Raw genomic sequence first — 24811 nt, 5'->3', positions numbered from 1 at the left:
AATCCTGTGGTGGATTCCTGAGAAACCACGGTTTAACGCGGCAATGCCGGATTTACAAGCGGCGTCAAGTCACAATGGCAAGACCTCTTGCCGCAGCTCTTCGGGCAGCGCCTCGGTCATCGCGGCGACGGTTGTGCCCAGCACCGGATGGCGCCATCCGGCGGCCACGTCGCGCAGGGGCACAAGCACGAAAGCGCGTTCCTGGAGCCGGGGGTGGGGCAGGATCAGCCGGTCGGGGGCGCGGTTTTTCTGATCCTCGAGCGGCAGGGCGCGCCAGGCGGCGTGGGTGTCCGCATCGGGCAGGACGGTGTCATCGGCGGCGATCAGGTCGAGGTCGAGCGTCCGGCTGCCCCAGCGCTGCACGCGGGCGCGACCGAAGTCCGCCTCGATCGCATGCAGCCGGGTCAGAACCTCGGGCGCGGCGGCGCCGGGCAGGGTCACGGCGGCGCAGGCGTTGACGTAGTCGGGACCGGCCCCGGCGGGGAAACACGGCGTCGCGAAGAATCGGCTGACCCGTCGCAACCGGAAGCCCGCATCTGCCAGCGCTGCAAGCGCCGCTTTCACGGTTTCCGCAGGGTCGCCGTGGTCGGACCCGAGGTTCGACCCCAATGCAATCAAGAATTCTTGTTCCATATTGATCGCCGGTCTATCCTTATGAGGTGTTTTGCGCGCTTGATATGCGTGCTGAAAGCATTAACCTTAGCTCCTACGCCCGCCCTTTATCCAAACACTCACACTCACGGACGACGGCGGACACATTGAATGAAAGGACATTTGATGTTTTACAAGGACGAACGGCTTGCGCTGTTCATAGACGGCTCAAATCTCTACGCAGCCGCAAAAGCACTCGGCTTCGATATCGACTACAAGCTCCTGCGGCAGGAATTCGCGCGTCGTGGCAAGATGGTGCGCGCATTCTATTACACGGCTTTGCTGGAAAACGACGAGTATTCGCCGATCCGGCCGCTGGTCGACTGGCTCCATTACAACGGCTTCACCATGGTGACAAAGCCCGCGAAGGAGTACACGGACAGCCAGGGACGCCGTAAGGTCAAGGGCAACATGGACATCGAGCTGACGGTCGATGCCATGGAGCTGGCACCGCGCGTGGACCATATCGTGCTGTTCTCCGGCGATGGCGACTTCCGGCCCCTGGTCGAATCGCTTCAGCGTCAGGGCGTGCGGGTCTCGGTCGTTTCGACCATCCGCAGCCAGCCGCCGATGATCGCCGACGAACTGCGCCGCCAGGCCGACAACTTCATCGAGCTGGACGAGCTGCGCGAAGTCATCGGCCGCCCGCCGCGCGAGCAGCAGGTGGAACGCAACTTCGAGGTCGCCTCGTCCAAGTGACGGGGCACCCTTCCGGCAGGCGCTGTGGGGATGGCGCCGGGCCGGATGGGGCACCAGCCGGGAAACGATGACGGGATTGGCCGCCACATTCGTCGCAATGGGCGGCCTTTTCCTTGCCGCCTTCGGTGCGGCGACGGTCCTGCCGTTCCAGTCGGAACTGGTCTTTGCCGCGATGCAGGCCAAGGACATCTGGCCGCTGTGGCTGCTGATCGTGGTCGCCTCGGTCGGGAACACGCTGGGGTCGGTGGTGAACTACGCCATGGGCCGCGCGGCGGAGCGGTTCCGCGGGTCGCGCTGGTTCCCGGCCTCCGAGGCGCAGCTTGAGCGGGCGCAGCGCTGGTACGCGCGCTGGGGCGTCTGGACGCTGCTCTTGTCATGGGCGCCTCTGGGCGACGCCATCACCCTGATCGCGGGCGTGATGCGCACGCCGCTGTGGCTGTTCGTGGCGCTCGTCGCCTTCGCCAAGACGGTGCGCTACATCCTGTTCGCCTGGGCGGCGGCGGGGATCATCGGCTAGGCGGGGTCCGCCTGCCGGCCGGTCTGGCGGTCCATCAGCCGGTCGAAGAGCGCCTCCATTGACTGCGCCATCCGCTTGCCGTCGCAGACCGGCGCGTCCTTCAGGGCGTCACGCATCCCGTGGCGCATCTCTTTCAGCCGTGCGGGGGTCTCGGGGTCGTTGCCCATGCGGATCGCCATGTCGATCATCGCCTGCCGGGAGGGCGCGACGAAGTCCTTCAGGTGCGTGTAGCAGATCAGCGAGGCGGAGGTGCGCGAGGCCCAGCGGTCGCCGTCGAAGGTCAGCACCGGCACGCCCTGCCAGATCGCCTCGACCGTGGTGGTGCCGCCGTTGTAGGGGAAGGCGTCGAGCGCGAAATCCATCCGGTCGTAGTTCTTCAGGTAGTCGTAGTGCTCGGCCCCGCCGTCGAGGATCAGCCGATCCGTCCCAATCCCCCGTTCGGCGAAGCGTTCGGTCAGCCAGACGCGGTTCTCGCCGCTTTCCAGCGTGCGGTTGGCAAGGAACAGCTTCGATCCGGGGACGCCCTTCAGGATCTCCGACCAGGCGTCGATCACGGTAGGCGTCAGCTTGTACTGCACGCAGAGGCTGCCAAAGGTGATGTGACCTTTCGTCAGGCAGGGCGGATCGGTCACGGGCGGCGCCCTGTGGGCGACGGTGAAGGTCAGGTAGCTGGTGGGCAGGCGGTGGACGGTTTCGTTGAAGAACCTCTCCTCGCCCGGTTTCACCGATTGCTCGTCCCCGACGATCCCGTGAAAGCCGGGCAGGCCGGAGGGGGCGAAGTGGTTCTGCCATGCAAGACAGATCGGCGCGACGGGCTGGGTGAAGATGCCCAGCCGTTCGGGTGTGCTGTAGGCGTTGATATCGATCAGGATATCGAGCCCGGTCTTGCAGATCAGCTTGCCCAGTTGCGTGTTGTCGAGCGTGCCCGTGGTGTGGATCACGTCGGTCGGGTGCGGTTCGTAGCCGATCATCTCCGCCCCTTCTGCGCTGTCGGAGAAGAGGTGCACCTCCACCTTCGCGCGGTCGTGGTTGTTGATCAGCGCCCAGGTGGGCCGCATGTAGTTCGGCTTTTCCAGCCACGACGACACGTAGCCCACGCGCAGCGGCCCGTCCGTACGGGGGCGGGGTCTTGGCGTGCGCTTCATCCGGTTGGCGAGGGGGGAGTTCGCCAGCACCTGCGCAAAGGCCTGCCGGGCGGCGAGGATGGTTTCGGGCGTGGCGGTGGGCGCGCCGGGGATCAGCGTCGCCACCGCAAGCCATGCAGCGAGGTTGCCGGTCTCTTTCGCGGCGCTTTCGTGGAACGCGACGGAGGCGTCCACGTCGCCCAGCTTGAACAGCGCGCGGCCCATCATGTGGCGGACCTCCGGCGCGTCCTCCAGCGACAGGCTCTGCTCGAAGCAGGCGATGGCCTGCGCGTATTCCTGCTGCCGGTCCATCGCCGCGCCGATCCGCGCCCATGTGGGCGCCGAGACATTCCCGAGCGAGATCCGCGTGTTGTAGGTGGCGAAACCGTCGAGGATGCGGCCCCCGGCGATCTGCGCCTCGGCCAGTTCCTCCAGCGCGGCGCCGTCCAGCGGGTTGCGGCGGACCTTTTCCTTCAGGGCGGCGAACGGGTCCGGCGGGGCGGCCCCGCCAAAGCGCAGGAAATCGGTGAACTCGTCGCTGGAGGCGGTCATGGCAATACTCTGTCTTTGAAATAGGCGTTTGGACCCAGCCTGCTTGGTTAACGCTGGTGGATCAAGGTCCGGATTACTGGACGCGGGCGGTGCGACTGACTAGGTGAGGGGCAAGGAGACATGCGCATGACCCCACTGACCCTTTACCTTGCCGCGCCGCGCGGTTTCTGTGCCGGTGTCGACCGGGCGATCAAGATCGTCGAGATGGCGCTCGAGAAATGGGGCGCGCCGGTCTACGTCCGCCACGAGATCGTGCACAACAAGTTCGTCGTCGATGACCTGCGCGCCAAGGGCGCCGTCTTTGTCGAGGAGCTGGAGGAATGTCCCGGCGACCGCCCGGTGATCTTCTCGGCCCACGGCGTGCCGAAGGCGGTCCCGGCGGAGGCGGCGCGGCGCGAGATGATCTATGTCGACGCGACCTGCCCGCTGGTCTCGAAGGTCCATATCGAGGCCGCCCGCCACGCGGAGAACGGTTTGCAGATGATCATGATCGGCCATGCCGGGCATCCGGAGACCATCGGCACCATGGGCCAGCTGCCCGCGGGCGAGGTGCTGCTGGTGGAGACCCCCGCCGACGTGGCCAATGTGCAGGTCCGCGATCCGGAACGGCTGGCCTTCGTCACGCAGACCACGCTGTCGGTGGACGACACCGCGGAGATCGTCGCGGCGCTGAAGGCGCGGTTCCCGTCCATCGTCGGACCGCACAAGGAAGACATCTGCTACGCCACCACGAACCGGCAGGAATCGGTCAAGGCCATCGCGCCGAAGGTCGATGCGCTGCTGGTTGTGGGGGCGCCGAACTCCTCCAACTCGCGCAGGCTGGTGGAGGTCGCCCGGAAGGCGGGCTGTTCCTACGCGCAACTGGTGCAGCGTGCCTCGGACATCGACTGGCGGGCGCTGGAGGGCATCGGCGCGGCGGGCATCACCGCCGGGGCCTCTGCCCCCGAGGTGCTGATCGAGGAGGTCATCGACGCCTTCCGCGCCCGGTACGACGTGGCGATGGAGGTGGTGGAGACCGCCAAGGAAGACGTGGAGTTCAAGGTGCCCCGCGTCCTGCGTGTCCCGGCGTGAGACGGGCGTTGCGTGCGCCCCGTCCCGCGGCCGCCGCGCAACGTGATTTGCCCGGGCGCGCCTGCGGACTAGGCTGAGCCGATGACAACGACCAACCCCGGAAGGGTGCCCGCCATGCGATCCAGCCTTTTGCTCCTGTCCCTTGTGCTTGCCGCTCCGGCCTTTGCCGGCCACGAATTCGAGGGCCGGGACCTGGCCGCCGGCGAGACGCTCTATGCCGAGAACTGCGCGTCCTGCCATGGGGCCGACCTCGAAGGACAGCCGGACTGGCAGTCGCCCGGCGACGACGGCATCCTGCCCGCCCCGCCGCATGACGCGAGCGGCCACACATGGCATCACTCCAACGTCCAGAACTTCGACTACGTGAAGCTGGGCGGCGCGGAGCTGGTGAAGCGGCTGGGGGTGAAGGGGTTCGAGTCCGGGATGCCCGCCTTCGGCGACACGCTGTCGGACGAGGAGATCTGGAACATCCTCGCCTACATCCACGACCAGTGGCCGGAAGAGATCCGCGAGCTGCAGGCCTCGCGCAACCCGCCGCACGAATAGGGCGCGCCCTTCGGTCCGGCCTGCGCTTGAGGCTCCGGTTTGCGGCACTGGCCGCCGGTGGTGCCGGGGGCTAAACAGGGTGCGGGGCCGCGCCCGCCCGCGGCCCGCCATCCAAGCGACGGAGACGCCATGACCCAGATACCCCGTTCCGCCCTGATCCTCGGCCTGGCCGGGGTGCTGCCGTTTGCATGGGGTGCGCTGACGATGGTGTCGCCCGCTGCCGCGAACTTCGCCGCCTCGACGCTGGGGCCGCGGTTCACCGGCCCCTACGTGCAGCTGTTCTACGGCGCGGTGATCCTGTCCTTCATGTCCGGCGTTCTGTGGGGTTTTGCCACGAAGGCAGAGGGCGGGCAGGCGGCGACGGGTTACGGGCTGTCGGTGCTGCCCGCGCTCTGGGCCTTCTTCATGACCGGGGGCGGGCCTGTTTCGGCCGGGACCTACCTGATCTTCGGGTTTCTCGGGCTGCTGACGCTGGACTTCGCCTTCTGGCGTTGGGGTCTGGCGCCCGAGTGGTGGATGAAACTGCGGGTGCTGCTGACCGTTCTGGTCGTCGCCTGTCTGGCCGTGGGGGTGCTGCTGTGACTGCGGATCGCGAGACGCTGGAGGTCTACAACGCCCGCGCGGGCGACTACGCGCAGACCATGGGGCGGGACCCTGCCGCCACCGCATCGCTGCAGGCCTTCGTGGCGCGGCTGCCGAAGGGCGGGCGGGTGCTCGACCTCGGTTGCGGGCCGGGAAGCTGGGCGCAGGCGATGCTTGAGATGGGGTTCGAGGTCGAGGCGACGGATGCCTCCGACGCCATGGTGGCCGAGGCGTCGAAGGTCGAAGGGCTGAAGGTCCGCAAGGCGGTGTTCGAGGACATCGATGACGTGGCGCGCTATGACGGGATCTGGGCGAACTTCTCGCTCCTGCACGCGCCGCGTGCGGCCATGCCTGGCCACCTGGCGCGGCTGCACCGGGCGCTGAAACCCGGCGGCGTGCTGCACATCGGGCTGAAGGAAGGCACCGGCGAAAAGCGCGACCGGCTGGGGCGGTTCTACACCTATTACACCGTGGCGGAGCTGACCGGCCTGCTGGCCGCGCTCGACATGGTGACGGACGATCTGCGCGAGGGTGCGGACAAGGGGCTTGACGGTGAGGTCGCCGGGTGGTTCACCCTGACCGCCCGGAAGATCCTGCCGGACGCCGACACAGATCCAGACACCGAAACCGCTTGACCGAAAGCGCCATGCCCGACCTCTACGCCTATACCGACGGAGCCTGCTCCGGAAATCCCGGCCCCGGGGGCTGGGGCGTCCTGCTGCGCGCGATGGAAGGCGGCGAGGTCGTCAAGCAGCGCGAGCTGAAGGGCGGCGAGCGGGTCACCACCAACAACCAGATGGAACTGATGGCGGCGATCAGCGCATTGGAATCGCTGACGAAACCGTCCAGGATCACGGTCATCACCGACAGCCAGTACGTGAAGAACGGCGTGACGGGCTGGATCTTCGGCTGGAAGAAGAACGGCTGGAAGACCGCCGCGAAGAAGCCGGTGAAGAACGTCGAACTGTGGCAGAGGCTGGACGCCGCGCAGGCGCGTCACGACGTGGTCTGGGAATGGGTCAAGGGCCACGCCGGCCACCCGGAAAACGAACGCGCGGACGAACTGGCCCGCGCCGGCATGGCCCCCTTCAAGTCGTAGAAGGCGGGTCGCGAGATCCTTCGGACGGCCCGGGATAAGGACCAGTCTGCAAGGCGGAGAGGGGGAGGACAGCATGACCGCGCATCGCGTTTGCCGGGCGCAGACCGGGTCGGCCCTTGCGGGCTTCGGTCCGGGTTATCCTGTTCGGGGCCTCGTGAGGGCTGGCGCATGACCGTGTGTGTCGCTGGCGCTGTGCAGCCCGGGGCCGGTGGAACAGGCCGTGACGGGAGCCTTTCGGGCCGTCCGGTGGCCCGTCGCCTTTGGTCACCTCACCTCCGGTTACAGGGCGCTCCTGTCGGGATCGGCTGTGCCGCGCCGCTGGCTGTCCGCGCACTCGCGGGATGGGTGCCATGACCGCGCTGCAACTGCTTGACTATGCCTCCGTCCTTGTCTTCGCGCTGACGGGGGCGCTGGTGGCCAGCCGGGCGCAGCTCGACATCGTGGGGTTTGCCTTTTTTGCCTGCCTGACAGCCACGGGCGGCGGCACGCTGCGCGACCTCATGCTGGACCGCAACCCGATCTTCTGGATGAAGGACCCGCATATCCTTGGCGTGGCCTGTGCCGCCGCCGTGCTGGTGTTTTTTACCGCGCATCTACTGGAAAGCCGCTACAAGGCGATCGTCTGGCTGGATGCGGCGGCCCTGTCGGTGGCCGTCGCCGCCGGGTCTGGCATCGCCGTGGCCGAAGGGCAGTCGCTGGGCATCGTGCTGGTGATGGGCGTGCTGACCGGCTGCGCGGGCGGGCTGATGCGCGACGTGGTCGCCAACGAGGTGCCGCTGATCCTGAAGCAGGGCGAACTCTACGTGACCTGCGCCTTCTTCGGCGCACTGACCACGGGGCTGGCCACCTTCCTGCCGCAGACCGTCGGCCCGGCCCAGGCGGCGATGGCCTGTGCCGCCGTCACCTTCTGCCTGCGCGCGGGCAGCATCGCCTTTGGCTGGAGCCTGCCGGTCTACAAGGGGTTTCCGCCGCGCTACAAACCCTGAGAGGGGGCGCACCGGGGTGTCCGGTTCGGGGCTGGAGTCCGGGCTGAAGTCAGGGAAATCATACTCCCGCGAAACGGGAAGTCGTGGCACCCTTTCCGCATTTCATACTGCGGGGAGGATTGCACGATGCCTACATTTTTCAGATGGGTTCCGAAGGATCACGCGGAGGAGGCGCTGGCCTCCGGCCTCGTGTCGCACAACGGATCGGCGATGTGGATCTTCTCGATGGACAAGGGGTATCGGCCCAGCATGGTGAAGGGGCGTATCCTCCTGGCCTTCGACCTGACCGACCCGGCGGCGACCAACATCACCACCAAGAAACACATGGATTTCGAGAACCCGGAGTTCGGCGGCGAGAACAAGCATCCCTGGATGATCATCGTCAAGAACAACGAACCGGGCGCCTACGGGATCGGCCGTTACCGGCAGGCGACGACCAACTTCCACACCAAGTCGCGCTATGCCACCAAGAAGGAGGTGGCGAAGGCGCTGGGTGTCTCGGAGATGGAGGTCGGCGACGCCTACCGTCCGGCAGGCGGCTGGGGCCGCTGACGGCCCCGCGCCGTCATTGCAGGTCGGAGAAGGCCTCCTGCATCCGCCGGACCGCCTCGACCACCCGGGCGCGCGGCGTGGCGAAGTTGAAGCGCAGGAAGGTTTCGCCGCCGGTGCCGAAGGTCGGGCCGTGGTTGACGGCGATCTTCGCCTGCTGCTGCACGCGGTCGCGGTATTCCTCTGCCGCCATGCCCGTCCCGGCGAAGTCGACCCAGGCGAGGTAGGTCGCCTGCATCTCCATGCTGTGCAGGCCGGGGATGACGTTGATCCCCTCGTCAAAGAGCCGCCGGTTGCCGTCGAGATACTGCACCAGTTCGTCGACCCAGGCCGCGCCTTCCGGGGAATAGGCGGCCTCTGCCATGAACATCCCGAAGGAGTTGGGCGAAATCCCCAGCCCCGCCATGGTCGCCGCGAAGCGCGCGCGCAGGCGTTCGTCAGGGACGATCACGTTGCCGATGTGGGAACCTGCGATGTTGAAGGTCTTGGTCGTGGCGGTCATCATCACGAGCCGGTCCATGATGCTGTCGTCCGCCAGCGGCATGGGCACGTGGGTATGGCCCGGCATCACGAGGTCATGGTGGATCTCGTCCGAGACGAGGATCAGGTCGTGCCGCCTGGCGAAATCGGCCAGCCCCTGCAGTTCTTCGCGGGTCCACACCCGGCCGCCCGGATTGTGCGGCGAACAGAGGATCACCATCTTCTCGCGCCCGGTCATCTGCGCGTCGTAGGCGTCGAAATCCATCACGTAGCGCCCGTCCTGAATCGTCAGCGGACATTCGACGACCTCGCGGCCGGAGGCTTTGATGACGCGGGCAAAGGCGTGGTAGACCGGCGTGAACAGGACGACGCCGTCGCCCGGCTCAGTGTAGGTCTGCACGCAGAGCGCGGTGCCGTTGACCAGCCCGTGGGTGGTGAAGATGGCGCCCGGCTCGACCGTCCAGCCGTGCCGTTCCTTCATCCACCAACAGATCGCCTCGCGGTATCCGCGGTCGTCGCCGTAATAGCCGTAAAGCCCGTGGTCGGCCATGCGCTGCACGGCGGCCTGCACGCAGTCGGGCGGGCGGAAGTCCATGTCCGCCACCCACATCGCAAGACCTTCGTCCGAGGGCACGCCGTAGATGCTTTCCATCATGTCCCATTTGACCGAATGGGTTCCCTGGCGGTCGATCTCTTCGTCAAAGCGGCTCATGGCGGCGGCATCTCCTGCAGTTTTGCCGCGGACGCTAGCCAACTGATCCGCAGGTGCAACCCCGATGCTTGCGCGAAGGCGCACATTTCCCTAAATCCCGGCGCATGAAGCGCTCCATCCTCATCCATCCCGACCCGCGCCTGAAAAAGGTCTGCGATCCCGTGCCCGACCTGTCGGACGATCTGCGCGTGCTGGCCGACGACATGCTGGAAACCATGTACGACGCGCCGGGCATCGGGCTGGCCGCGCCGCAGATCGGCGTGCTGTCGCGGCTGATCGTGCTCGACTGCTCCAAGTCCGACAACGGGGAGGACGCCCGCCCGCTGGTGATGTTCAACCCGCGCGTCATCGCCTCGTCGGAGGAGCAGAACGTCTACGAGGAAGGCTGCCTGTCCATTCCCGAGCAATACGCCGAGGTGGAGCGCCCCAAGGTCGTGGACGTGGAATGGCTTGACCGCGACGGCGTGCTTCGGACCGAAACCTTCGACGGCCTCTGGGCGACCTGTGTCCAGCACGAGATCGACCACCTCGACGGCAAGCTCTTCATCGACTACCTCAAGCCGCTCCGGCGTCAGATGATCACCCGCAAGATGGTCAAGCTGAAGAAGGAACGCGCGCGGGAGAAGGCGTGAGCCTGCTGCCGATCCTCACCTGGCCGGACACCGGGCTGCGCGCGGCGTCGATGCTGGTGCGCGCGCCCTCTGCCGTGGCGCGGCTGGCGGGCGACATGTTCGAGACGATGTACGCCGCCCCGGGCCGCGGCCTCGCCGCGCCGCAGGTGGGCGTGCGGTCGCGGCTGTTCGTGATGGACGCGACCTGGAAGGACGGGGAGAAGACGCCGATGGTCTGCATCAACCCGGTGGTGGAGCCGCTGGACGGCCCCGAAGAGGCCGGCGAGGAAGCCTGCCTGTCGATGCCCGGCGTGTCGGTCATGGTTACCCGACCAACGCGGATCAGGCTGCGCTACACCGACCTCGACGACAAGACGCATGAGGTCGTGCTGACCGGCGCCGCCGCCCGCATCGCCCAGCACGAAACCGATCACCTCGACGGGGTGATGCACTTTCAGCACCTGCCGCTGGCGGAACGCGGCGCGCTGCTTTCCGAATACGAGGCCCTGCGATGACCGTCCGCCCCTTCGTGCCCTGGCCCGACAAGCGCCTCAGGACGGTCGCCGCGCCGGTGGAGGCCGTCACCGACGAGATCCGCGCCATCTGGACCGACATGATCGACACGATGGAGGCGATGCCGGGCGTGGGCCTTGCCGCGCCGCAGATCGGCGTGATGCTGCGGCTGGCGGTGGTCGACGCCTCCGACACCCGCGGCGAGGCGGTGCGCATGGCCAACCCGGAAATCCTGCACGCCTCGGTGCAACTGCGCGACCACGAGGAAGGCAGCCCCAACCTGCCGGGCGTCTGGGCCAAAGTATCCCGTCCCCGCGCCGTGACGGTCGCCTACCTGGACGAGATGGGCACGCGGGTAGAACGGGATTTCGTCGGCCTCTGGGCCACCTCGGTGCAACACCAGATCGATCACCTGAACGGGCGGATGTACTTCGACCGGCTGTCCAAGGTGAAACGCGACATGCTGATCCGCAAGGCGCGCAAAACGTAGGGCTCGTCTCGCCGGCCCGCCTTTTCTTCGAAAAGACATGAGGCGCGCCGACAGGCGCGCCCTGCAGGGCGCGATGGGGCTCCGCCCCCGCTGCTCCGCAGCTCCCCCGAGGTATTTGCACCAAGATGAAGGGCAGCGCGCGCCATTCGCTTCACCTTGTCGAAATACCTCGGGGGGAGGCCGCAGGCCGGGGGGCGGAGCCCCCTTCCGGCAATCGGCTTGTCACGGCGCGGGCGATGGGCCAAGCAGGGCCGCGTGATGTAGGGCGGGGCTTTGCGCCGCCTCTTGCCCGGAAGGAGATTTCGATGCGGCTGGTCTTCATGGGAACCCCGGAGTTTTCGGTGCCGGTGCTCGATGCGCTGGTCGAGGCCGGGCACGAGGTCGTCTGTGTCTATTGCCAGCCGCCGCGCCCGGCGGGGCGGGGGAAGAAGGACCGGCCCACGCCCGTGCATGCGCGCGCGGCGGAGCTGGGGCTGCCTGTCCGGCATCCGGTTTCGCTGAAATCCGCCGAGGCGCAGGAGGCGTTTGCGGGGCTTCGGGCCGAGGTTGCGGTGGTCGTGGCCTACGGGCTGATCCTGCCGCAGGCGGTGCTCGACGCGCCGGAGCACGGGTGTCTCAACATCCATGCTTCGCTTCTGCCGCGCTGGCGGGGGGCGGCGCCGATCCATCGGGCGATCATGGCGGGCGATGCGGAGACCGGCGTCTGCATCATGCAGATGGAGGCGGGGCTGGACACTGGCCCGGTGCTGCTGCGCAAGGCCACGCCCATCGCGTCAGGGGAGACCACGGGCCAGTTGCACGACCGGCTGTCGCTGATCGGCTCGGCGCTGATCGTCGAGGCGCTGGAGCGGTTGCCCGACCTCGTACCCGTTCCGCAGCCCGAGGAGGGCGTGACCTATGCCAGCAAGATCGACAAGGCGGAGGCGGCGATCGACTGGTCCGGCGATGCCGCCACGATCGTCCGGCAGATCAACGGCTTGTCGCCCTTTCCCGGCGCATGGACGACGCTGAACGGCGACCGGGTCAAGCTGTTGGCCGCGGTCCCTGCCGCGGGCGAGGGGGCGGCGGGCACCACGCTCGACGACCGGTTCACCGTCGCCTGCGGCACCGGCGCCCTTCGCGTCACCGAGGCGCAGAGGGCGGGAAGGTCGGCGCAGGACGCGGAGACCTTCCTGAACGGCCTGCCGCTGCCGAAGGGCACCGCGTTCGGCACCTGAGGTCAGGCGGGACTTGGCAGCCGCGCGGCGAGCCCCCATAGTCTGCGCAAAGGAGTCCTGCTCATGTTTCCAGTCCTGATCGGCACGGTTGTGATCGCGGGCATCATCGGTTACGCGTCGGAGAAGACGGGGTTCACCCGGAACGGCATCCTGCCGTCGATCATCATCTGCATCGGCGGCGCTTTCCTGTTCTACTTCGTGCAGATCATGTTCGGCATCGGCTTCCGCAGCCCGGGGCTGAACGCCATCGTGTCGTCCGTCGGTGCCCTGCTGATCGTGCCGACGCATTACCGTGGCCGCGTCGGACGGCGCGGCGACCGGAGGCGGTAGGCCCCGTGTCGCTTGTCTTCCTCGTCATCATCGGTGCCGCAGCCGGGTTCATCGCGACCCGCATCCTCGGGATGGAGACGAGCATCGTCACCACCATCAGCATCGGCATCCTCGGCGCGCTCTTGGGCGGGCTGGTGCTGCGGTTCCTTTTGGTGCTGACCGGCATGGCCGCGGGGCTGGTGGGCGCGACGCTTGGCGCGCTCCTGCTGATCGGCCTCTGGCACTGGATCAGCCGGCGCTGACGCCGCGCCCGGGCCTTAGTGGCAATGGTACGGCTTGGAGCCTGCGTGGCAGCACTGGCCGCGCGGCGAGTCCTTGCGGCATCCGCCACCGTGTTCCGGTCCAGGGGTGGAGATCTGCGGGGTGGCGGGTGTCACCAGGTCATGGGCCTGGGCGCCTTGTGCCATCGGCAGGAGGAGCGCGGCAGCGAACATCAAGATCGCGAGTTTCATCGGACAATAACCTTCGTTGAAATGGGACTGGTTAACGATTCGTAAACCAAGGTTAACACGGGAAGGGCTGTCGCCGATGAAATTGTGCGGCGGCACGCAAAGGCCGCTTGGGCAGGCGTTCATGTGCGCAGGTGCACCCCCGCCCTGCGGGACCAAGGATTTTCCTCGGGGCGCGGGCGCTCTAGCTCTGGTGTAACGCACAGGAGGACACCATGGGCAGACTTGTCGACGGAGAATGGAAATCGGGGTGGGAATACGGGAAGGATCCGGACGGGGCCTTCAAGCGGACCACGACCGGCTATCGCAACTGGATCACGCCGGACGGCGCGCCGGGGCCTTCGGGTGAGGGCGGCTTCAAGGCGGAGGCCGGGCGCTATCACCTCTATGTCTCCTACGCCTGTCCCTGGGCACACCGCGCGCTGATCTTCCGCAAGCTCAAGGGGCTCGACGACCTGATCACCGTCAACGTGGTGCATCCCGACATGCTCGAGGACGGATGGACCTTCGACACCGGCTTTGCCGGATCGACGGGGGACACGCTTTACGGCAAGCCGTTCCTGCGGGAGATCTATACCAAGGCCGACAGCGACGCGAGCGGCCACGTCACGGTGCCGGTGCTCTGGGACAAGCAGCGCGAGACCATCGTGTCGAACGAAAGCTCCGAGATCATCCGCATGTTCAACAGCGCCTTCGACGGCATTACCGGCAACACCGACGACTACTGGCCGGAGCACCTGCGCGACGACATCGAGCCGGTAAACGACCGGATCTACGACACCGTGAACAATGGCGTCTACAAGGCCGGTTTCGCCACCACGCAGAGCGCCTACGACGCGGCGGTTGATCCGCTGTTCGACAGTCTGGACTGGCTGGAAGAGCGGCTGACCGGCAAGCGCTACCTGATGGGCGACCGGATCACCGAGGCCGACTGGCGGCTGTTCACCACGCTGGTGCGGTTCGACACGGTCTATCACGGGCACTTCAAGTGCAACCGCGCGCGGATCGTCGATTACCCGAACCTCTGGGCCTACACGCGCGAGCTGTTCCAGTGGCCGGGCGTGGCGGACACGGTGTTCATGGATCACATCTCGCGGCACTACCACTACAGCCACGACACGGTGAACCCGCACCGCATCATCCCGACAGGGCCGCGGCTGGACTTCTCCGAGCCCCACGGCCGCGACGACCTCGCCGCCGCCTGAGGGCCGTCAGGCGCGGATCGGCGTGTAGTGTTCCACCATGTCGGCGATGTCCTTGGCGGGCGTGCCGCTGGGCAGGTAGGCGCAGGCGTTGGGGCAGATGCTGAACAGCGACCCGTCCGAAAAGAAGCGGGACGCGGTGACGAAGATGACCCGCGCCTTCGGGTCGCGGTAGGCGGCAAGGTCGGAGACGGTCAGCGCCGCCCCGTCCGCGCATTCGATGTCGAGCAGGAGGATGTCGAACCGGCTGTCCTCCAGCGCGGCGACGGCGGCATCCAGCCCGGTGGCACAGGTCACCGCGGCGCCACGTCTTTCGAGGTGGCGTGACCAGAGCCGGGCCAGCTCTGCGTTGTGTTCCAGAATGAGGACGTTCATCCTAATCTCCCGGACGGGGCTACCGGTGCGGCCCTGCCAGTATGCGTTCATAATGGTGAAGAACCGGTAAAGATCTGCCGATTGACGCTGCGGTGCCGCATGGGCCGCGGGTGCAGGCTGCTTGCTCATGGCGGTCCAGTTGGTAATCTGCCGCGAAACGCACGCTCGGGAGGCTTCATGCGACGCAACACCCTTCTTGGCCTGGTCCTTGCGGCCACGGCCCTGTCCGGCCCGCTTTCTGCACAGGACGTGCCCTGCGGCGGCAGCTTTTCGTCCTTCGTGCAGGGGCTTAAGGACCAGGCGGTGGCCGAAGGGCATGATCCCGCGACGGTCGAACGGTTCTTTTCCGGCATCTCGAAAAGCGAGGCAGTGCTGAAGGCGGATCGTCGCCAGGGCATCTTTCAGGACCCGTTCATCACGTTTTCGAGAAAGCTGATCTCCCAGAACCGGCTGGACACCGGCCTGCAGAAGGCGCGGCAGTGGTCGGAGGTCTTCGACCGCATACAAAGTGAATACGGCATCGCCCCGGGCGTCCTGCTGGCCTTCTGGGCGTTCGAAACGGATTACGGCGGCTACCAGGGCGACTTCAACACCGCGAACGCGCTGGTGACGCTGGCGCACGATTGCCGCCGCCCGGAAATCTTCCGCCCGCAGGTCTTCTCGGCGCTGACGCTGTACGAACAGGGCGACTTCGACCCGGCGACGACCACCGGCGCCTGGGCCGGGGAAATCGGCATGGTCCAGATGCTGCCGAAGGACATCCTCGAGAACGGGGTGGACGGCGACGGCGACGGGCATGTCTCGCTCAAGACCTCGCCGCCCGATGCGCTCCTGTCCGGGGCGAAGATGCTGTCGCACCTCGGCTGGCGCCCGAACGAGCCGTGGCTGCAGGAGGTGGTGCTGCCGGAGGATCTGGACTGGTACGAGACCGGGCTTCAGACCACGAAGACCGTGGCGGAGTGGGAGCAGCTTGGCGTGCGCGCGCGCAGCGGGCAACTGGACGACGGGCGGCTTGAGGCCTCGATCATCATCCCGCAGGGGCGCAAAGGCCCGGCCTTCATCGCCTACCCGAACTTCCGGGTCTATTTCGAGTGGAACCAGAGCTTTACCTACGTGCTGACGGCGGCCTACTTCGGCACCCGGCTGATGGGCGCCGAACCCTACGAGACCGGCAACCCGGAACCGGGCCTGTCCGGCGACCAGATGAAGCTGCTGCAGAGCAAGCTGGCCGAGCGTGGTTTCGACGTGGGCGAGATCGACGGCATCCTCGGCAGCGGCACGCGCAACGCGGTGCGGGACGTGCAGAAGGAACTGGGCCTGCCCGCCGACGCATGGCCGACCGCGACGCTGCTGAACCGGCTCTGATACGGGTTGCGCGCGCCATCTGACCGGGGGCCGGTCCGTCATGGCGCGCGCGGTTCATCTGAGAGTTGAACGACGACGCTGGAACCGCCGCGCCCCGCCGGCGTTGTGCCGGCATGATACGCTATCTCGTCCGAACCCTGTTCTGCGGCACCCTCGTGGAGGACGACGCCCCGCGGCGCGTCCGCACCCCGGGTCCCGCATGATCGCACGCTTTCTGCCCATGGCGCTCGTGCTGCCGGTGCTGGCCGCCTGCCTGCCGCAGGACACGGCTCTGCCGGACGACATACCGCCCGCCTTCCAGGGGCGCTGGGGCATCAACCCTGCCGACTGCGACCCGACCCGCGCCGATGCCAAGGGTTTCCTCGGGATCGGGCCCACCATGCTCACCTTCTATGAAAGCCGCCACAGGCTGGAACGGGTGACGGAGGCCAGGCCGGATCATCTGCGCGCCTCCTTTGCCGCAAGCGGCGAGGGGCAGACGTGGGACGCGGAGTTCCTCTTCGACCTGCAAGCCGACGGCCAGACCCTCATCCGCCGCGACGTGGAAGGTGCAACCGTCTCCGATCCCCTCGTGTACAACAGGTGTACCTGACATGGCGGAACCGACGATCACACGTATCGCCCTCGCACCGTCAAACGACGTGCCGAACAATCCGGAGCTTCCGGTTGTGCTCTACAAGGGCGCCTTCGACAGCGGTGGGCCGGACGAAACCTGCGCCATGCTGAAGGCCAACGGCTGGAGGGGCACATGGGTCTACACCGTCTTCCCATACCACCATTACCACCCCGACGCACACGAGGCGCTGGCCGTGGCAAGCGGTTCTGCCCGGCTGCAACTGGGCGGTCCCGGCGGCCGGACGGTTGCGGTAGAGGCCGGGGACGCGCTGGTCCTGCCCGCGGGGACGGGCCATTGCCGCGTGTCTCAGTCGGAGGACTTCCGCATCTGCGGCGCCTATCCGCCGGGGCAGGAGGGCTACAGCACCCGCCGCAAGGGCGAGATGCAGGCAGGCGACCGCGCCGCCATCGCCGGCGTGCCGCTGCCGGAGACCGACCCGATCCTCGGCATGGCCGGTCCGCTGCGGGGGATCTGGCGCAACCTGCACTGAGGCACAGCGGTTCGTAGGGCGGGGCTTCGCGCCGCCTCCCGCCCCGGGCCGGGGCGCGCTCAGGAAATGATCTCGAACTTCACCACGTCGACCATGCCCCGGTCGGTGATCTTCAGGGCGGGGATCACCGGCAGCGCGAGGAAGGCCAGCTGCAGGAACGGCTCCTCCAGCGTCACGCCCAGCGATTTCGCCGCCGCGCGGAGGTCTTCCAGCGTGTCGCGCACCACCTCGAACGGCTCAAGCGACATGAGGCCCGCCACCGGCAGCGCCAGTTCTGCCAGGACGGCCCCGTCCCGGACCACGACAAACCCGCCCTCGATCTCGCCCAGCCGGTTGGCGGCCACGGCCATGTCCTCGTAGGAGACGCCCACGCAGGCGATGTTGTGGTGGTCGTGACAGACGGTGGAGGCGATGGCTCCCGCCTTCAGCCCGAACCCCCTGACGAAGCCGGTGGCGATGTTGCCGTTCCGGCCATGCCGCTCCACTACCGCGATGCGGACGAGATCGCGGTCGGTGTCCGGGGCCTTGTCGCCATCGGCGATCGCGATGTCCTCGTGCAGGTGGTCGGTGAGGATCTGGCCCTCGCGGATGCCGATCACGTCGGTCTCCACCCTGTTGCCGCGGTGGCGGAAGTCCGTGGCGCCGACCCTGGGTGCCCTGACCGACCCGCGCCCCACCGGCTCGATCACCTGCCGCGCGGCAAAGGCCGCGTCCGACAGCACCACGCCGCCCGCCATGACCATGCGCGCATCGCAGGCCTCGAGCGAGCCGAGCGCCACGATGTCCGCCCGCTTGCCCGGGGCGATCATGCCGCGGTCCTTCAGGCCAAACGCCTCTGCCGCCGACAGCGTCGCGGCACGGTAGGCCGCCAGCGGCGGCGTCCCCAGCCGGATCAGTTCGCGGATCATGTAGTCGAGGTGGCCGTGCTCGCCGATGTCGAGCGGATTGCGGTCGTCGGTGCACAGGCACATCAAGGGCGCCGTTCGTTCGTCCAGCAGCGGCTGCAGCGCGTGCAGGTCCTTGGACACGGAGCCCTCGCGGATCAGCACCCGCATCCCCTTGCGCAGCTTCTCGAGCGCCTCGGGGGCCGAGGTCGCCTCGTGCTCCGTCCGGATGCCCGCCGCGATATAGGCGTTCAGGTCGCGCCCCGAGAGCAGCGGACAATGGCCGTCGATATGCCCGCCGTCGAAGAGCGCCAGCTTCTCCATGCAGCCCGGATCGCGGTGGATCACCCCGGGATAGTTCATGAATTCCGCCAGCCCCAGCCCGCTGCGGTGCCCCATGAGCGCCTGCAACGCTTCCGCGCCGAGTTCCGCCCCGGCGGTCTCCATATGCGTCGAGGGCACGCAGGAGGACAGCTGCACGCGGATGTCCATGAGCGTGTGCAGGGAGGCCTTCTGGAAGTACCGGATGCCCTCTGCACCGATGACATTGGCAATCTCGTGCGGATCGCATATCGCGGTGGTGACGCCGCGCGGACCGACGCAGCGGTCGAACTCGAACGGCGTGACCAGTGAGGATTCGATGTGCAGGTGGGTGTCGATGAAGCCCGGCACGAGGATTGCGCCACCGACGTCGATCACCTCACGTCCCTCGTAGGTCTCGAGCGTGCCGACGATCCGGTCGCCACAGATCGCCACGTCGCCGTCGAGCAATTCCCCGGTGACGAGATCCAGCAGCCGGCCGCCGCGCAGCACGACGTCCGCCACCTCGTCGCCGCGCCCCTGCGCGATCCGCGTTTCCAGAATACCCATGCCCGCCGCCTCCTGCCTGACTCGGGTCCACGGTACACGACCCACCACCGGGGAAAAGAGCCCTAGGGGGCATCGAAGCCCGGCCCGCGCTTTCTTCGAAAGCTTGCCCGGTCTCCGACAGGCGCGCCCTTCGGGCGCGCAAGGGGCTCCGCCCCTCGGCTTTCAGCCTCACCCCGAGGTATTTGGACCAAGATGAAGAGGACGTGCCCCCGATCACTTCATCTTGGTCCAAATACCTCGGGGGAGTCGCGCCGAAGGCGCGGCGGGGGCGGAGCCCCCGGCGGGTCGCCTCGCGAAAGCGAGGAGAAACCCTTGATCTGTTCATCGAAGGGTGCAGGTGGTCGAGAGGGTTTGCGCGCCCGGAGGGCGCGCCGGTCGGATTGCGGAGCAATCCGAAGCCGCCCTCAGCGGATCAGGGCCTTGATACCTGCGGCGTGGTCCGGGGCTGCCGTGAGCGTGTCGGTGGCGAGGTCGCGCGCGGCGGTGAGCAGATCGCCTTCGACGATGCGGTCGATGAGGCCCCAGGTGAGTGCTTCTTCGACCGTCGCCTTGGCGCCGCCCATCAGGATCAGCTTGGCGCGGCTGGGTCCTGCCAGTGCCGCAAGGCGGGCGGGATCGGAGGGTTGCGGCAGGAAGCCGAGTTTCATCACCGGGTAGAAGATCTTTGCGCCCGGGACGGAGATGCGCAGGTCGCAGGCGAGGAACATGCCCATGGCGCCGCCCGCGACCGTGCCGTTCAGGGCGCAGATCGTCAGGCCACGGTGGCGGGCCAGTGCGCCGGAGAGCCGTTCCCAGAGCGGGGAGACGGCCAGCCCGGCCTTGGCGGCGTCGAGGTCGGCACCGGCGGAGAACACCTTGCCCGCGCCGGTCAGCACGAGGGCCCGTGCGTCGCGGGCGTCCTCGGCGATCCCGGCCAGCCGCTCCAGCATGTCTTCGGTCAGGGAATTGGCCTTTTCGGGCCGGTCGATGGTGACGACCCAGAGGTCGCCCTCCCTGTCCAGCCGGATCACGCGACGCCGACCTTCGCGCGGATGTCGGGGTCGCGCAGCGAGATCTCGTCCCCGAGGAAGCTGTCGGCCTTGTCCGAGCACATCCACAGCAGGGTCTTCGCCACCCATTCCGGCGGGATATGGTCTTCCCAGGCAAGCTGGCTGACCGGGTTGATGCCGGAGGCCTTGATCTCGCGCTGCATCTGCGTCGCCACGGTGCCGGGCGAGAGCGAGATCGCGCGGATGCCCTGGTCGCCGTATTCCTTGTGGGCCATCTTCGTCAGCATCAGCGCCCCGGCCTTGGAGGCGCAGTAGTGCGACCAGGCCTCGACCGGGCCATGTGCCGCGCCCGACCCGATCGTCAGGATCGAGCCGCCGCCCTGTGCCAGCATCACCGGCAGCGCGGCGCGCATGCCGTGGAAGACGCCCTTGAGGTTGATGTCGATTACCTGTCCCCAGGCGTCCGGGTCGGCCTCTGCCAGGTGCGCGATGGGTTCGATCACGCCCGCGTTGTTCACCAGGATGTCCAGCCGCCCGTGGGCCGTCAGGCAGTTGGCCACGGCCTGCTCCATCTCCCAGTAGCGCGATATGTCGCAAGGCACCGCCACCGCCTGCGGGCCGATTTCGCCCGCCAGATCGGCAACCGCCTCGGCGCTGCGGGCGACCAGTGCCACCTTTGCGCCCGCGGCCGCGAAGGCGCGTGCGGTGTCCGCGCCGATGCCGCGGCTTGCCCCGGTGATCAGCGCCACCTTGCCTGCGAGCTCTTGTCCTGTCTGATCCATGCCTTGCCCCCGGCTCCGGTTTCCCGGAAAACTGGTAAAGCCTGAAGGGTAGGGAATCCAGCCCCTTGACCGGACCTGCCCCGGTGCTGGACTTTGATGGATAACGAAAGTCACTGAGAAAGGTACATTATGAAACGCTTCGCTACCGCCTCTGCCCTGGCGCTCGTGCTGAGCGGCCCGGCTTACGCGGACATTACGCCGCAGCAGGCGTGGGACAGCCTCGAATCCTACATGTCCGGTTTCGGCTACGAGGTGTCGGCGACCGAGACGGTGAGCGGCGACACGCTGACCGTCACCGATATCACCATGACCGTCCCGGTCCCGGAGGAAGACGCCAGCGTCGGCGTCACCATGCCGGACATGACCTATACCGCGAAGGGCGACGGGTCGGTCGACCTGTCGATGCCGGAAAGCTCGCAGATCGTCATCACCTTCTCGGAGGACGGTGAGCCGTCGGAGGGCTCGGTCACGCTCGGCATGACGCAGAGCGGCATGGTCATGAACATCTCGGGCGACGAGAACGACTTGCACTACGAGTACAGCGCCGAGAGCATGACCGTGACGCTCGACGAGATCGAGAGCCCGGAAGAGCAACTGCCGCCGGACGTGCTGAAGGCCTCGGTCTCGATGGGCCCGATGGAGGGGTCCGCCGATGTGTCGAAGGGCGCCGACACGCAGACGATCACCCAGGAGGTCACATACGGCGACATCTCCTATGACTTTGCCTTCAAGGACCCCGAAAACCCGGCTTCCTCCGGCATACTGAAGGGCACCCTGCGCGGCCTGGCCGCGGCGGGTGAGACGACCGTGCCGCTGAACTCGGATTACGAGGATCCGGCCGCGATGTTCGCCGCGGGCTTTGCCGTGGATGCGACCATGGCGCACAAGGGCGGCACGACGGAGTTCAACTTCGTCGACGGGTCCGACACGGTGTCCGGCACGCTTTCGTCTGAATCGGGCGAGCTGGGCATGGCGATGTCCGAAGCCTCGATGACCTATGCGCTGTCGGCGGTCGGGCAGACCGTGTCGATGACCGTGCCCGACATGCCGTTCCCGATCGACGCGCGTTTCGGCGAGGCGGGCTTCTCGCTCGAGGTGCCGCTGGCGAAGTCGGACACGCCGAAGCCTGCGGGCCTGTCGATCCTCCTGGCGGACTTCACCATGGCGGACATGCTGTGGAACATCTTCGATCCGGGTCAGACGCTGCCGCGCGATCCGGCGACCATCGGTGCCAATGTCGAGGCCGAGGTGACGCCCTTCGTGTCGCTGCTCGAACCCGACGCGATCGAGGAGGTCGAGAGCCAGGGCGGCGTGCCGGGGGAGCTGAACGCGCTGACGCTGTCGGACCTCGTGGTGCGCGCGGTCGGTGCGGAGGTGCTGGGCGAGGGCTCTTTCACCTTCGACAACACCGACCTTGAGACCTTCGACGGCATGCCGCGCCCCGAGGGCCAGGTGAACCTGCAGGTCTCCGGCCTGAACGGGCTGATCGACAAGCTGATCGCCATGGGCATCGTGCAGGAGCAGGATGCGATGGGCGCGCGGATGATGCTGGGCATGTTCACCGTGCCGGGCGCAGAGCCGGACACCGCGACCTCGACCATCGAGTTCAACGCGCAGGGCCAGATCCTGGCGAACGGCCAGCGGATCAAGTGATCCTCTGACACGTTTCTGGAAGGGCGGGGCCGGGTCCCCGCCCTTTTTCGTTTGCAGGCAGGCGGGCGCGCGTGCCGCGCGGCAGGTCCTGGTCACGCCTTGCGGCGCGACCGGATGGAGGGGCGCTGCCCCTCGGCCTGCGGCCTCACCCCGGAGTATTTCTGCAGCAGAGAAGCAGGGGGTCAGCCGCGCAGTGCGGGCAGGCCCACGCCGGTGGAGTCGAAGCCGCCGTCGACGGAGACGATCTGCCCGGTCACGTAGGCGGCCTTGTCCGAGCAGAGGAAGCAGATGACCTCGGCCAGCTCACGCTCTGTCCCGTAGCGGTTGAGCGGGATAGAATCGTGGTAGGCCTTGATGATCTCGGGGCTGTGGACGGCGATGGAGAGCTTGGTCTTCACCGGGCCGGGGGCCACGCAGTTCACCCGGATGCCGTATTCGCCCAGTTCGGCGGCGTGCTGCTTGGTCAGGTGGATGACGCCCGCCTTCGAGGTGCCGTAGGCCACGCGCAGGGTGGAGGCGCGCAGGCCGGAGATCGAGGCGATGTTGAGGATCGCGCCGCGGCTTTCCTTGAGCGCCGGGGTCGCGGCCTGCGAGCAGAGGAAGACGCCGTCGAGGTTGGTTTCCATCACCCGCCGCCAGGTGGTGAAGTCGCAGTCCTCGATCGGGCCGAATTCCGCGACGCCGGCGTTGTTGACCAGCGCGTCGACGGCGGGCGACCAGGCGAGTGTGTCACGCATCATGGCGTCCACCTCCTGCGGGTTGGACACGTCGCGGCAGACGGCGAGGATGTTGTCGCGGTCGGCGGCCACCTTCTCCAGTTCCTCGCGGTCGCGGTCGACCATGGCGACCTGCCAGCCCATTTCGCGGAAGAGGTCGGTGGTGGCCAGCCCGATGCCCCGGGCGGCGCCCGTCACGATAGCGGTTTTCATTGGTGTCTTTCCTCCCGTTGACCGCCGCAGATAAGCAGAGCGCGGCGCGGTGGGGAAGGGGCGTGGTCGCGGGATGGGGCGCCGGCGGATGCCGTCGGGCCGGCGGGATGTACGGCGGCGGGGCCGGTCTGGCCCGCGCCCCCGTTCGGTCAGCCGCGCCCCCGTTCGGTCAGCCGCGCATCAGGTCGGGCAGGTCGCCGGTCAGGCCCGCGGCCTCGCGGATGATGCCGCGGCGCAGGCCGGGGACGGCGTTGACCGCCGCCATGCCTGCGTCCCGAGCCAGCCGCAGGAGTGGATTGTCGTTGGAGAACAGCCGGTTGAAGAGGTCCGTGCTGGCCGCGAGCGAGGCGGTGTCGAAGCGCCGCCAGCTTTGGTAGCGGGCGAGGACGGGGTCGGAGGCGATGTCTTCGCCGCGGGCGTTGGCGTGGCTCAGCACATGGGCCAGGGCCGCCACGTCGCGCAGACCGGCGTTCAGGCCCTGTCCGGCGATGGGGTGCATGCCGTGGGCCGCGTCGCCCACCAGCGCCAGCCGGGTGTCGACGAAGCGGTTCGCCAGCGTCAGGTTCAGCGGGTAGGTGAAGCGTTGCCCGGCCAGCCCGATCTCGCCGAGGAAGTCGCCGAAGCGGGGGCGCAGGACCTGCAGGTATTCCGCATCGCCGAGCGCGTCGATCGCCTTTGCGCGGTGTTCGGTCTCGCTCCAGACGATGGAGGAGCGGTTGCCGGGCAGCGGCAGGATCGCCAGCGGGCCGGAGGGCAGGAAGAGCTGATGGGCCACGCCCTCGTGCGGTTTCTCGTGCGAGATGGCGCAGACCAGCGCGGTCTGGCCGTAGCCCCAGCCGGTGCGCCGGATGCCCGCACGGGCCGCCGTGCCGCTGGACCGTCCGTCGGCGCCGACCAGCAGCCGGCCCTTCAGCACCTCGCCGTCGTCGAGCGTCACGGTCGCGCCCTCGTGTCCTGTGGTCTGGGCGATGACCCGGGTGCCGGCGCGGGGGGTGATGAGCGGCGAGGCTTCGGTCGCGGCCATGAGCGCGCGGCGCAGGAAGCGGTCCTCGAGCATGTAGCCCATCGGGCCTTCCTCGAGCTCGGCGCTGTCGAAATGCAGGCCGAGGAAGACCTGCGCCTCGCCCACGCGGCCATCGGTGACCTTGATCTGGCGCATCGGTTGCGCGTCGGCGGCCAGCCCGTCCCAGAGGTCGAGCGCTGCGAGCATGCGCTGCGAGGCCAGCGCCAGCGCGTAGCCGCGTCCGTCGAAGTTGTCGTCGCTGCGGGTTGCCGCGGGCAGGGCGTCGAGCACCACGCTGGTCAGTCCGGCGCGGGCGGCGGCGAGGGCAAGGGCCGGACCGTTCAGCCCGCCGCCCACGATGATCAGGTCATGTTCCATGAGGCGGAATATGGCGGCCCGCGCGGGATTGTCCATGCGCCTTCCCGCCGCTACTCCTGTTCCTGACGCACCGGAGCCGGGCGGAGGCATGGCCGCC

Annotated in this window: 30 protein-coding genes; 20 read left to right on the top strand and 10 right to left on the bottom strand. The window is 67.7% G+C overall.

Going from position 1 to position 24811, the window contains the following annotated elements:
• Positions 1 to 69: 69 nt before the first annotated feature.
• Positions 70 to 633 carry a 2-amino-4-hydroxy-6-hydroxymethyldihydropteridine diphosphokinase gene (folK, locus tag CDO87_RS06415; protein ID WP_100928009.1) on the bottom strand — a complete coding sequence of 188 codons (564 nt, stop codon included), beginning with the start codon at positions 631 to 633 and terminating at the stop codon, positions 70 to 72.
• A 144-nt stretch (positions 634 to 777) separates the two neighbouring features.
• On the opposite strand from folK, the gene CDO87_RS06410 reads away from it, so the two are divergent.
• Both CDO87_RS06410 and CDO87_RS06405 read left to right on the top strand, forming a co-directional pair.
• A complete protein-coding gene (locus CDO87_RS06410) occupies positions 778 to 1350 on the top strand; it encodes an NYN domain-containing protein (RefSeq protein ID WP_040604057.1) in 573 nt (190 codons plus the stop codon).
• 67 nt (positions 1351 to 1417) lie between these two features.
• Positions 1418 to 1867 (top strand): YqaA family protein, encoded by a 450-nt coding sequence (locus tag CDO87_RS06405; RefSeq protein WP_254698356.1) that lies wholly within the window; start codon positions 1418 to 1420, stop codon positions 1865 to 1867.
• Here CDO87_RS06405 and CDO87_RS06400 read toward each other — a convergent pair.
• Positions 1864 to 3543 (bottom strand): glycosyltransferase family 41 protein, encoded by a 1680-nt coding sequence (locus CDO87_RS06400; RefSeq protein WP_100928007.1) that lies wholly within the window; start codon positions 3541 to 3543, stop codon positions 1864 to 1866. The two genes, CDO87_RS06405 and CDO87_RS06400, sit on opposite strands and share 4 nt — an antisense overlap.
• Before the next feature lie 120 nt (positions 3544 to 3663).
• On the opposite strand from CDO87_RS06400, the gene ispH reads away from it, so the two are divergent.
• The 7 genes from ispH (at position 3664) to CDO87_RS06365 (ending at position 8379) form a co-directional block, all read left to right on the top strand.
• Positions 3664 to 4614 carry a 4-hydroxy-3-methylbut-2-enyl diphosphate reductase gene (gene ispH, locus CDO87_RS06395; protein ID WP_100928006.1) on the top strand — a complete coding sequence of 317 codons (951 nt, stop codon included), beginning with the start codon at positions 3664 to 3666 and terminating at the stop codon, positions 4612 to 4614.
• A 114-nt stretch (positions 4615 to 4728) separates the two neighbouring features.
• Positions 4729 to 5160: a c-type cytochrome gene (locus CDO87_RS06390; RefSeq protein ID WP_100928005.1), complete on the top strand. Its 432-nt coding sequence runs from the start codon at positions 4729 to 4731 to the stop codon at positions 5158 to 5160.
• A 129-nt stretch (positions 5161 to 5289) separates the two neighbouring features.
• Positions 5290 to 5742 carry a DUF3429 domain-containing protein gene (locus CDO87_RS06385; RefSeq protein ID WP_100928004.1) on the top strand — a complete coding sequence of 151 codons (453 nt, stop codon included), beginning with the start codon at positions 5290 to 5292 and terminating at the stop codon, positions 5740 to 5742.
• Positions 5739 to 6377, top strand: coding sequence for a bifunctional 2-polyprenyl-6-hydroxyphenol methylase/3-demethylubiquinol 3-O-methyltransferase UbiG (locus CDO87_RS06380; protein ID WP_198521831.1), 639 nt, complete (start codon positions 5739 to 5741; stop codon positions 6375 to 6377). The genes CDO87_RS06385 and CDO87_RS06380 overlap by 4 nt, the downstream gene beginning before the upstream one ends.
• A gap of 11 nt (positions 6378 to 6388) precedes the next feature.
• Entirely contained in the window at positions 6389 to 6841 is a 453-nt protein-coding gene (rnhA, locus tag CDO87_RS06375; RefSeq protein WP_100930858.1) for a ribonuclease HI, read from the top strand.
• A 350-nt stretch (positions 6842 to 7191) separates the two neighbouring features.
• On the top strand, positions 7192 to 7827 hold the full coding sequence (locus CDO87_RS06370; RefSeq protein WP_100928003.1) for a trimeric intracellular cation channel family protein: 636 nt from the start codon (positions 7192 to 7194) through the stop codon (positions 7825 to 7827).
• A gap of 126 nt (positions 7828 to 7953) precedes the next feature.
• Entirely contained in the window at positions 7954 to 8379 is a 426-nt protein-coding gene (locus CDO87_RS06365; protein WP_100928002.1) for a hypothetical protein, read from the top strand.
• Between the two features lie 13 nt (positions 8380 to 8392).
• On the opposite strand, the gene CDO87_RS06360 is transcribed toward CDO87_RS06365, so the two are convergent.
• The gene (locus CDO87_RS06360) at positions 8393 to 9568 is read right to left on the bottom strand and encodes a MalY/PatB family protein (RefSeq protein WP_100928001.1); all 1176 of its coding nucleotides are present in this window, start codon (positions 9566 to 9568) and stop codon (positions 8393 to 8395) included.
• A 104-nt stretch (positions 9569 to 9672) separates the two neighbouring features.
• Between CDO87_RS06360 and def (CDO87_RS06355) the strand changes: the two genes are divergently transcribed.
• The 6 genes from def (CDO87_RS06355) to CDO87_RS06330 all read left to right on the top strand — a co-directional run bounded on the left by def (CDO87_RS06355) (position 9673) and on the right by CDO87_RS06330 (position 12971).
• Positions 9673 to 10200, top strand: a complete 528-nt coding sequence (def, locus tag CDO87_RS06355) for a peptide deformylase (protein WP_100928000.1) — start codon at positions 9673 to 9675, stop codon at positions 10198 to 10200.
• The gene (gene def / locus CDO87_RS06350) at positions 10197 to 10694 is read left to right on the top strand and encodes a peptide deformylase (protein WP_100927999.1); all 498 of its coding nucleotides are present in this window, start codon (positions 10197 to 10199) and stop codon (positions 10692 to 10694) included. The genes def (CDO87_RS06355) and def (CDO87_RS06350) overlap by 4 nt, the downstream gene beginning before the upstream one ends.
• Positions 10691 to 11182, top strand: a complete 492-nt coding sequence (gene def / locus CDO87_RS06345; protein ID WP_100927998.1) for a peptide deformylase — start codon at positions 10691 to 10693, stop codon at positions 11180 to 11182. The genes def (CDO87_RS06350) and def (CDO87_RS06345) overlap by 4 nt, the downstream gene beginning before the upstream one ends.
• Positions 11183 to 11487: 305 nt before the next feature.
• On the top strand, positions 11488 to 12399 hold the full coding sequence (gene fmt / locus CDO87_RS06340; protein WP_100927997.1) for a methionyl-tRNA formyltransferase: 912 nt from the start codon (positions 11488 to 11490) through the stop codon (positions 12397 to 12399).
• A 63-nt stretch (positions 12400 to 12462) separates the two neighbouring features.
• Positions 12463 to 12729 (top strand): hypothetical protein, encoded by a 267-nt coding sequence (locus CDO87_RS06335; protein WP_100927996.1) that lies wholly within the window; start codon positions 12463 to 12465, stop codon positions 12727 to 12729.
• A 5-nt stretch (positions 12730 to 12734) separates the two neighbouring features.
• On the top strand, positions 12735 to 12971 hold the full coding sequence (locus CDO87_RS06330) for a GlsB/YeaQ/YmgE family stress response membrane protein (RefSeq protein ID WP_100927995.1): 237 nt from the start codon (positions 12735 to 12737) through the stop codon (positions 12969 to 12971).
• Between the two features lie 15 nt (positions 12972 to 12986).
• On the opposite strand, the gene CDO87_RS06325 is transcribed toward CDO87_RS06330, so the two are convergent.
• Positions 12987 to 13181: a hypothetical protein gene (locus CDO87_RS06325; RefSeq protein WP_100927994.1), complete on the bottom strand. Its 195-nt coding sequence runs from the start codon at positions 13179 to 13181 to the stop codon at positions 12987 to 12989.
• Positions 13182 to 13393: 212 nt separating this feature from the next.
• Between CDO87_RS06325 and CDO87_RS06320 the strand changes: the two genes are divergently transcribed.
• Positions 13394 to 14383, top strand: a complete 990-nt coding sequence (locus CDO87_RS06320; protein ID WP_100927993.1) for a glutathione S-transferase family protein — start codon at positions 13394 to 13396, stop codon at positions 14381 to 14383.
• A 6-nt stretch (positions 14384 to 14389) separates the two neighbouring features.
• Here CDO87_RS06320 and CDO87_RS06315 read toward each other — a convergent pair whose 3' ends face one another.
• The gene (locus CDO87_RS06315) at positions 14390 to 14755 is read right to left on the bottom strand and encodes a response regulator transcription factor (protein WP_100927992.1); all 366 of its coding nucleotides are present in this window, start codon (positions 14753 to 14755) and stop codon (positions 14390 to 14392) included.
• 177 nt (positions 14756 to 14932) lie between these two features.
• Between CDO87_RS06315 and CDO87_RS06310 the strand changes: the two genes are divergently transcribed.
• The 3 genes from CDO87_RS06310 (at position 14933) to CDO87_RS06300 (ending at position 17226) form a co-directional block, all read left to right on the top strand.
• A complete protein-coding gene (locus CDO87_RS06310; RefSeq protein ID WP_100927991.1) occupies positions 14933 to 16120 on the top strand; it encodes a lytic murein transglycosylase in 1188 nt (395 codons plus the stop codon).
• Positions 16121 to 16319: 199 nt separating this feature from the next.
• Positions 16320 to 16712 carry a hypothetical protein gene (locus CDO87_RS06305; protein WP_100927990.1) on the top strand — a complete coding sequence of 131 codons (393 nt, stop codon included), beginning with the start codon at positions 16320 to 16322 and terminating at the stop codon, positions 16710 to 16712.
• Position 16713: 1 nt separating this feature from the next.
• A complete protein-coding gene (locus tag CDO87_RS06300) occupies positions 16714 to 17226 on the top strand; it encodes a cupin domain-containing protein (protein WP_100927989.1) in 513 nt (170 codons plus the stop codon).
• A 59-nt stretch (positions 17227 to 17285) separates the two neighbouring features.
• Here the strand turns inward: CDO87_RS06300 and ade are convergent, their stop codons facing one another.
• The 3 genes from ade to CDO87_RS06285 form a co-directional block, all read right to left on the bottom strand.
• Complete coding sequence (ade, locus tag CDO87_RS06295; RefSeq protein WP_100927988.1) at positions 17286 to 18980, bottom strand: adenine deaminase; 1695 nt, start codon at positions 18978 to 18980, stop codon at positions 17286 to 17288.
• A gap of 404 nt (positions 18981 to 19384) precedes the next feature.
• Positions 19385 to 19990 (bottom strand): enoyl-CoA hydratase/isomerase family protein, encoded by a 606-nt coding sequence (locus CDO87_RS06290; protein ID WP_100927987.1) that lies wholly within the window; start codon positions 19988 to 19990, stop codon positions 19385 to 19387.
• A complete protein-coding gene (locus tag CDO87_RS06285; RefSeq protein ID WP_100927986.1) occupies positions 19987 to 20751 on the bottom strand; it encodes an SDR family oxidoreductase in 765 nt (254 codons plus the stop codon). The genes CDO87_RS06290 and CDO87_RS06285 overlap by 4 nt, the downstream gene beginning before the upstream one ends.
• Before the next feature lie 129 nt (positions 20752 to 20880).
• Here CDO87_RS06285 and CDO87_RS06280 point away from each other — a divergent pair, with 129 nt between their 5' ends.
• Positions 20881 to 22404, top strand: coding sequence for a DUF2125 domain-containing protein (locus CDO87_RS06280; RefSeq protein WP_100927985.1), 1524 nt, complete (start codon positions 20881 to 20883; stop codon positions 22402 to 22404).
• Between the two features lie 182 nt (positions 22405 to 22586).
• On the opposite strand, the gene CDO87_RS06275 is transcribed toward CDO87_RS06280, so the two are convergent.
• Entirely contained in the window at positions 22587 to 23333 is a 747-nt protein-coding gene (locus CDO87_RS06275; protein ID WP_100927984.1) for an SDR family NAD(P)-dependent oxidoreductase, read from the bottom strand.
• Positions 23334 to 23502: 169 nt separating this feature from the next.
• Positions 23503 to 24750, bottom strand: a complete 1248-nt coding sequence (locus tag CDO87_RS06270; RefSeq protein WP_198521830.1) for a UbiH/UbiF/VisC/COQ6 family ubiquinone biosynthesis hydroxylase — start codon at positions 24748 to 24750, stop codon at positions 23503 to 23505.
• Positions 24751 to 24811 lie beyond the last annotated feature (61 nt).

The sequence above is a fragment of the Sagittula sp. P11 genome (assembly GCF_002814095.1).
Lineage (GTDB): Bacteria > Pseudomonadota > Alphaproteobacteria > Rhodobacterales > Rhodobacteraceae > Sagittula.
This window is presented reverse-complemented; position numbering and strand designations above follow the sequence as displayed.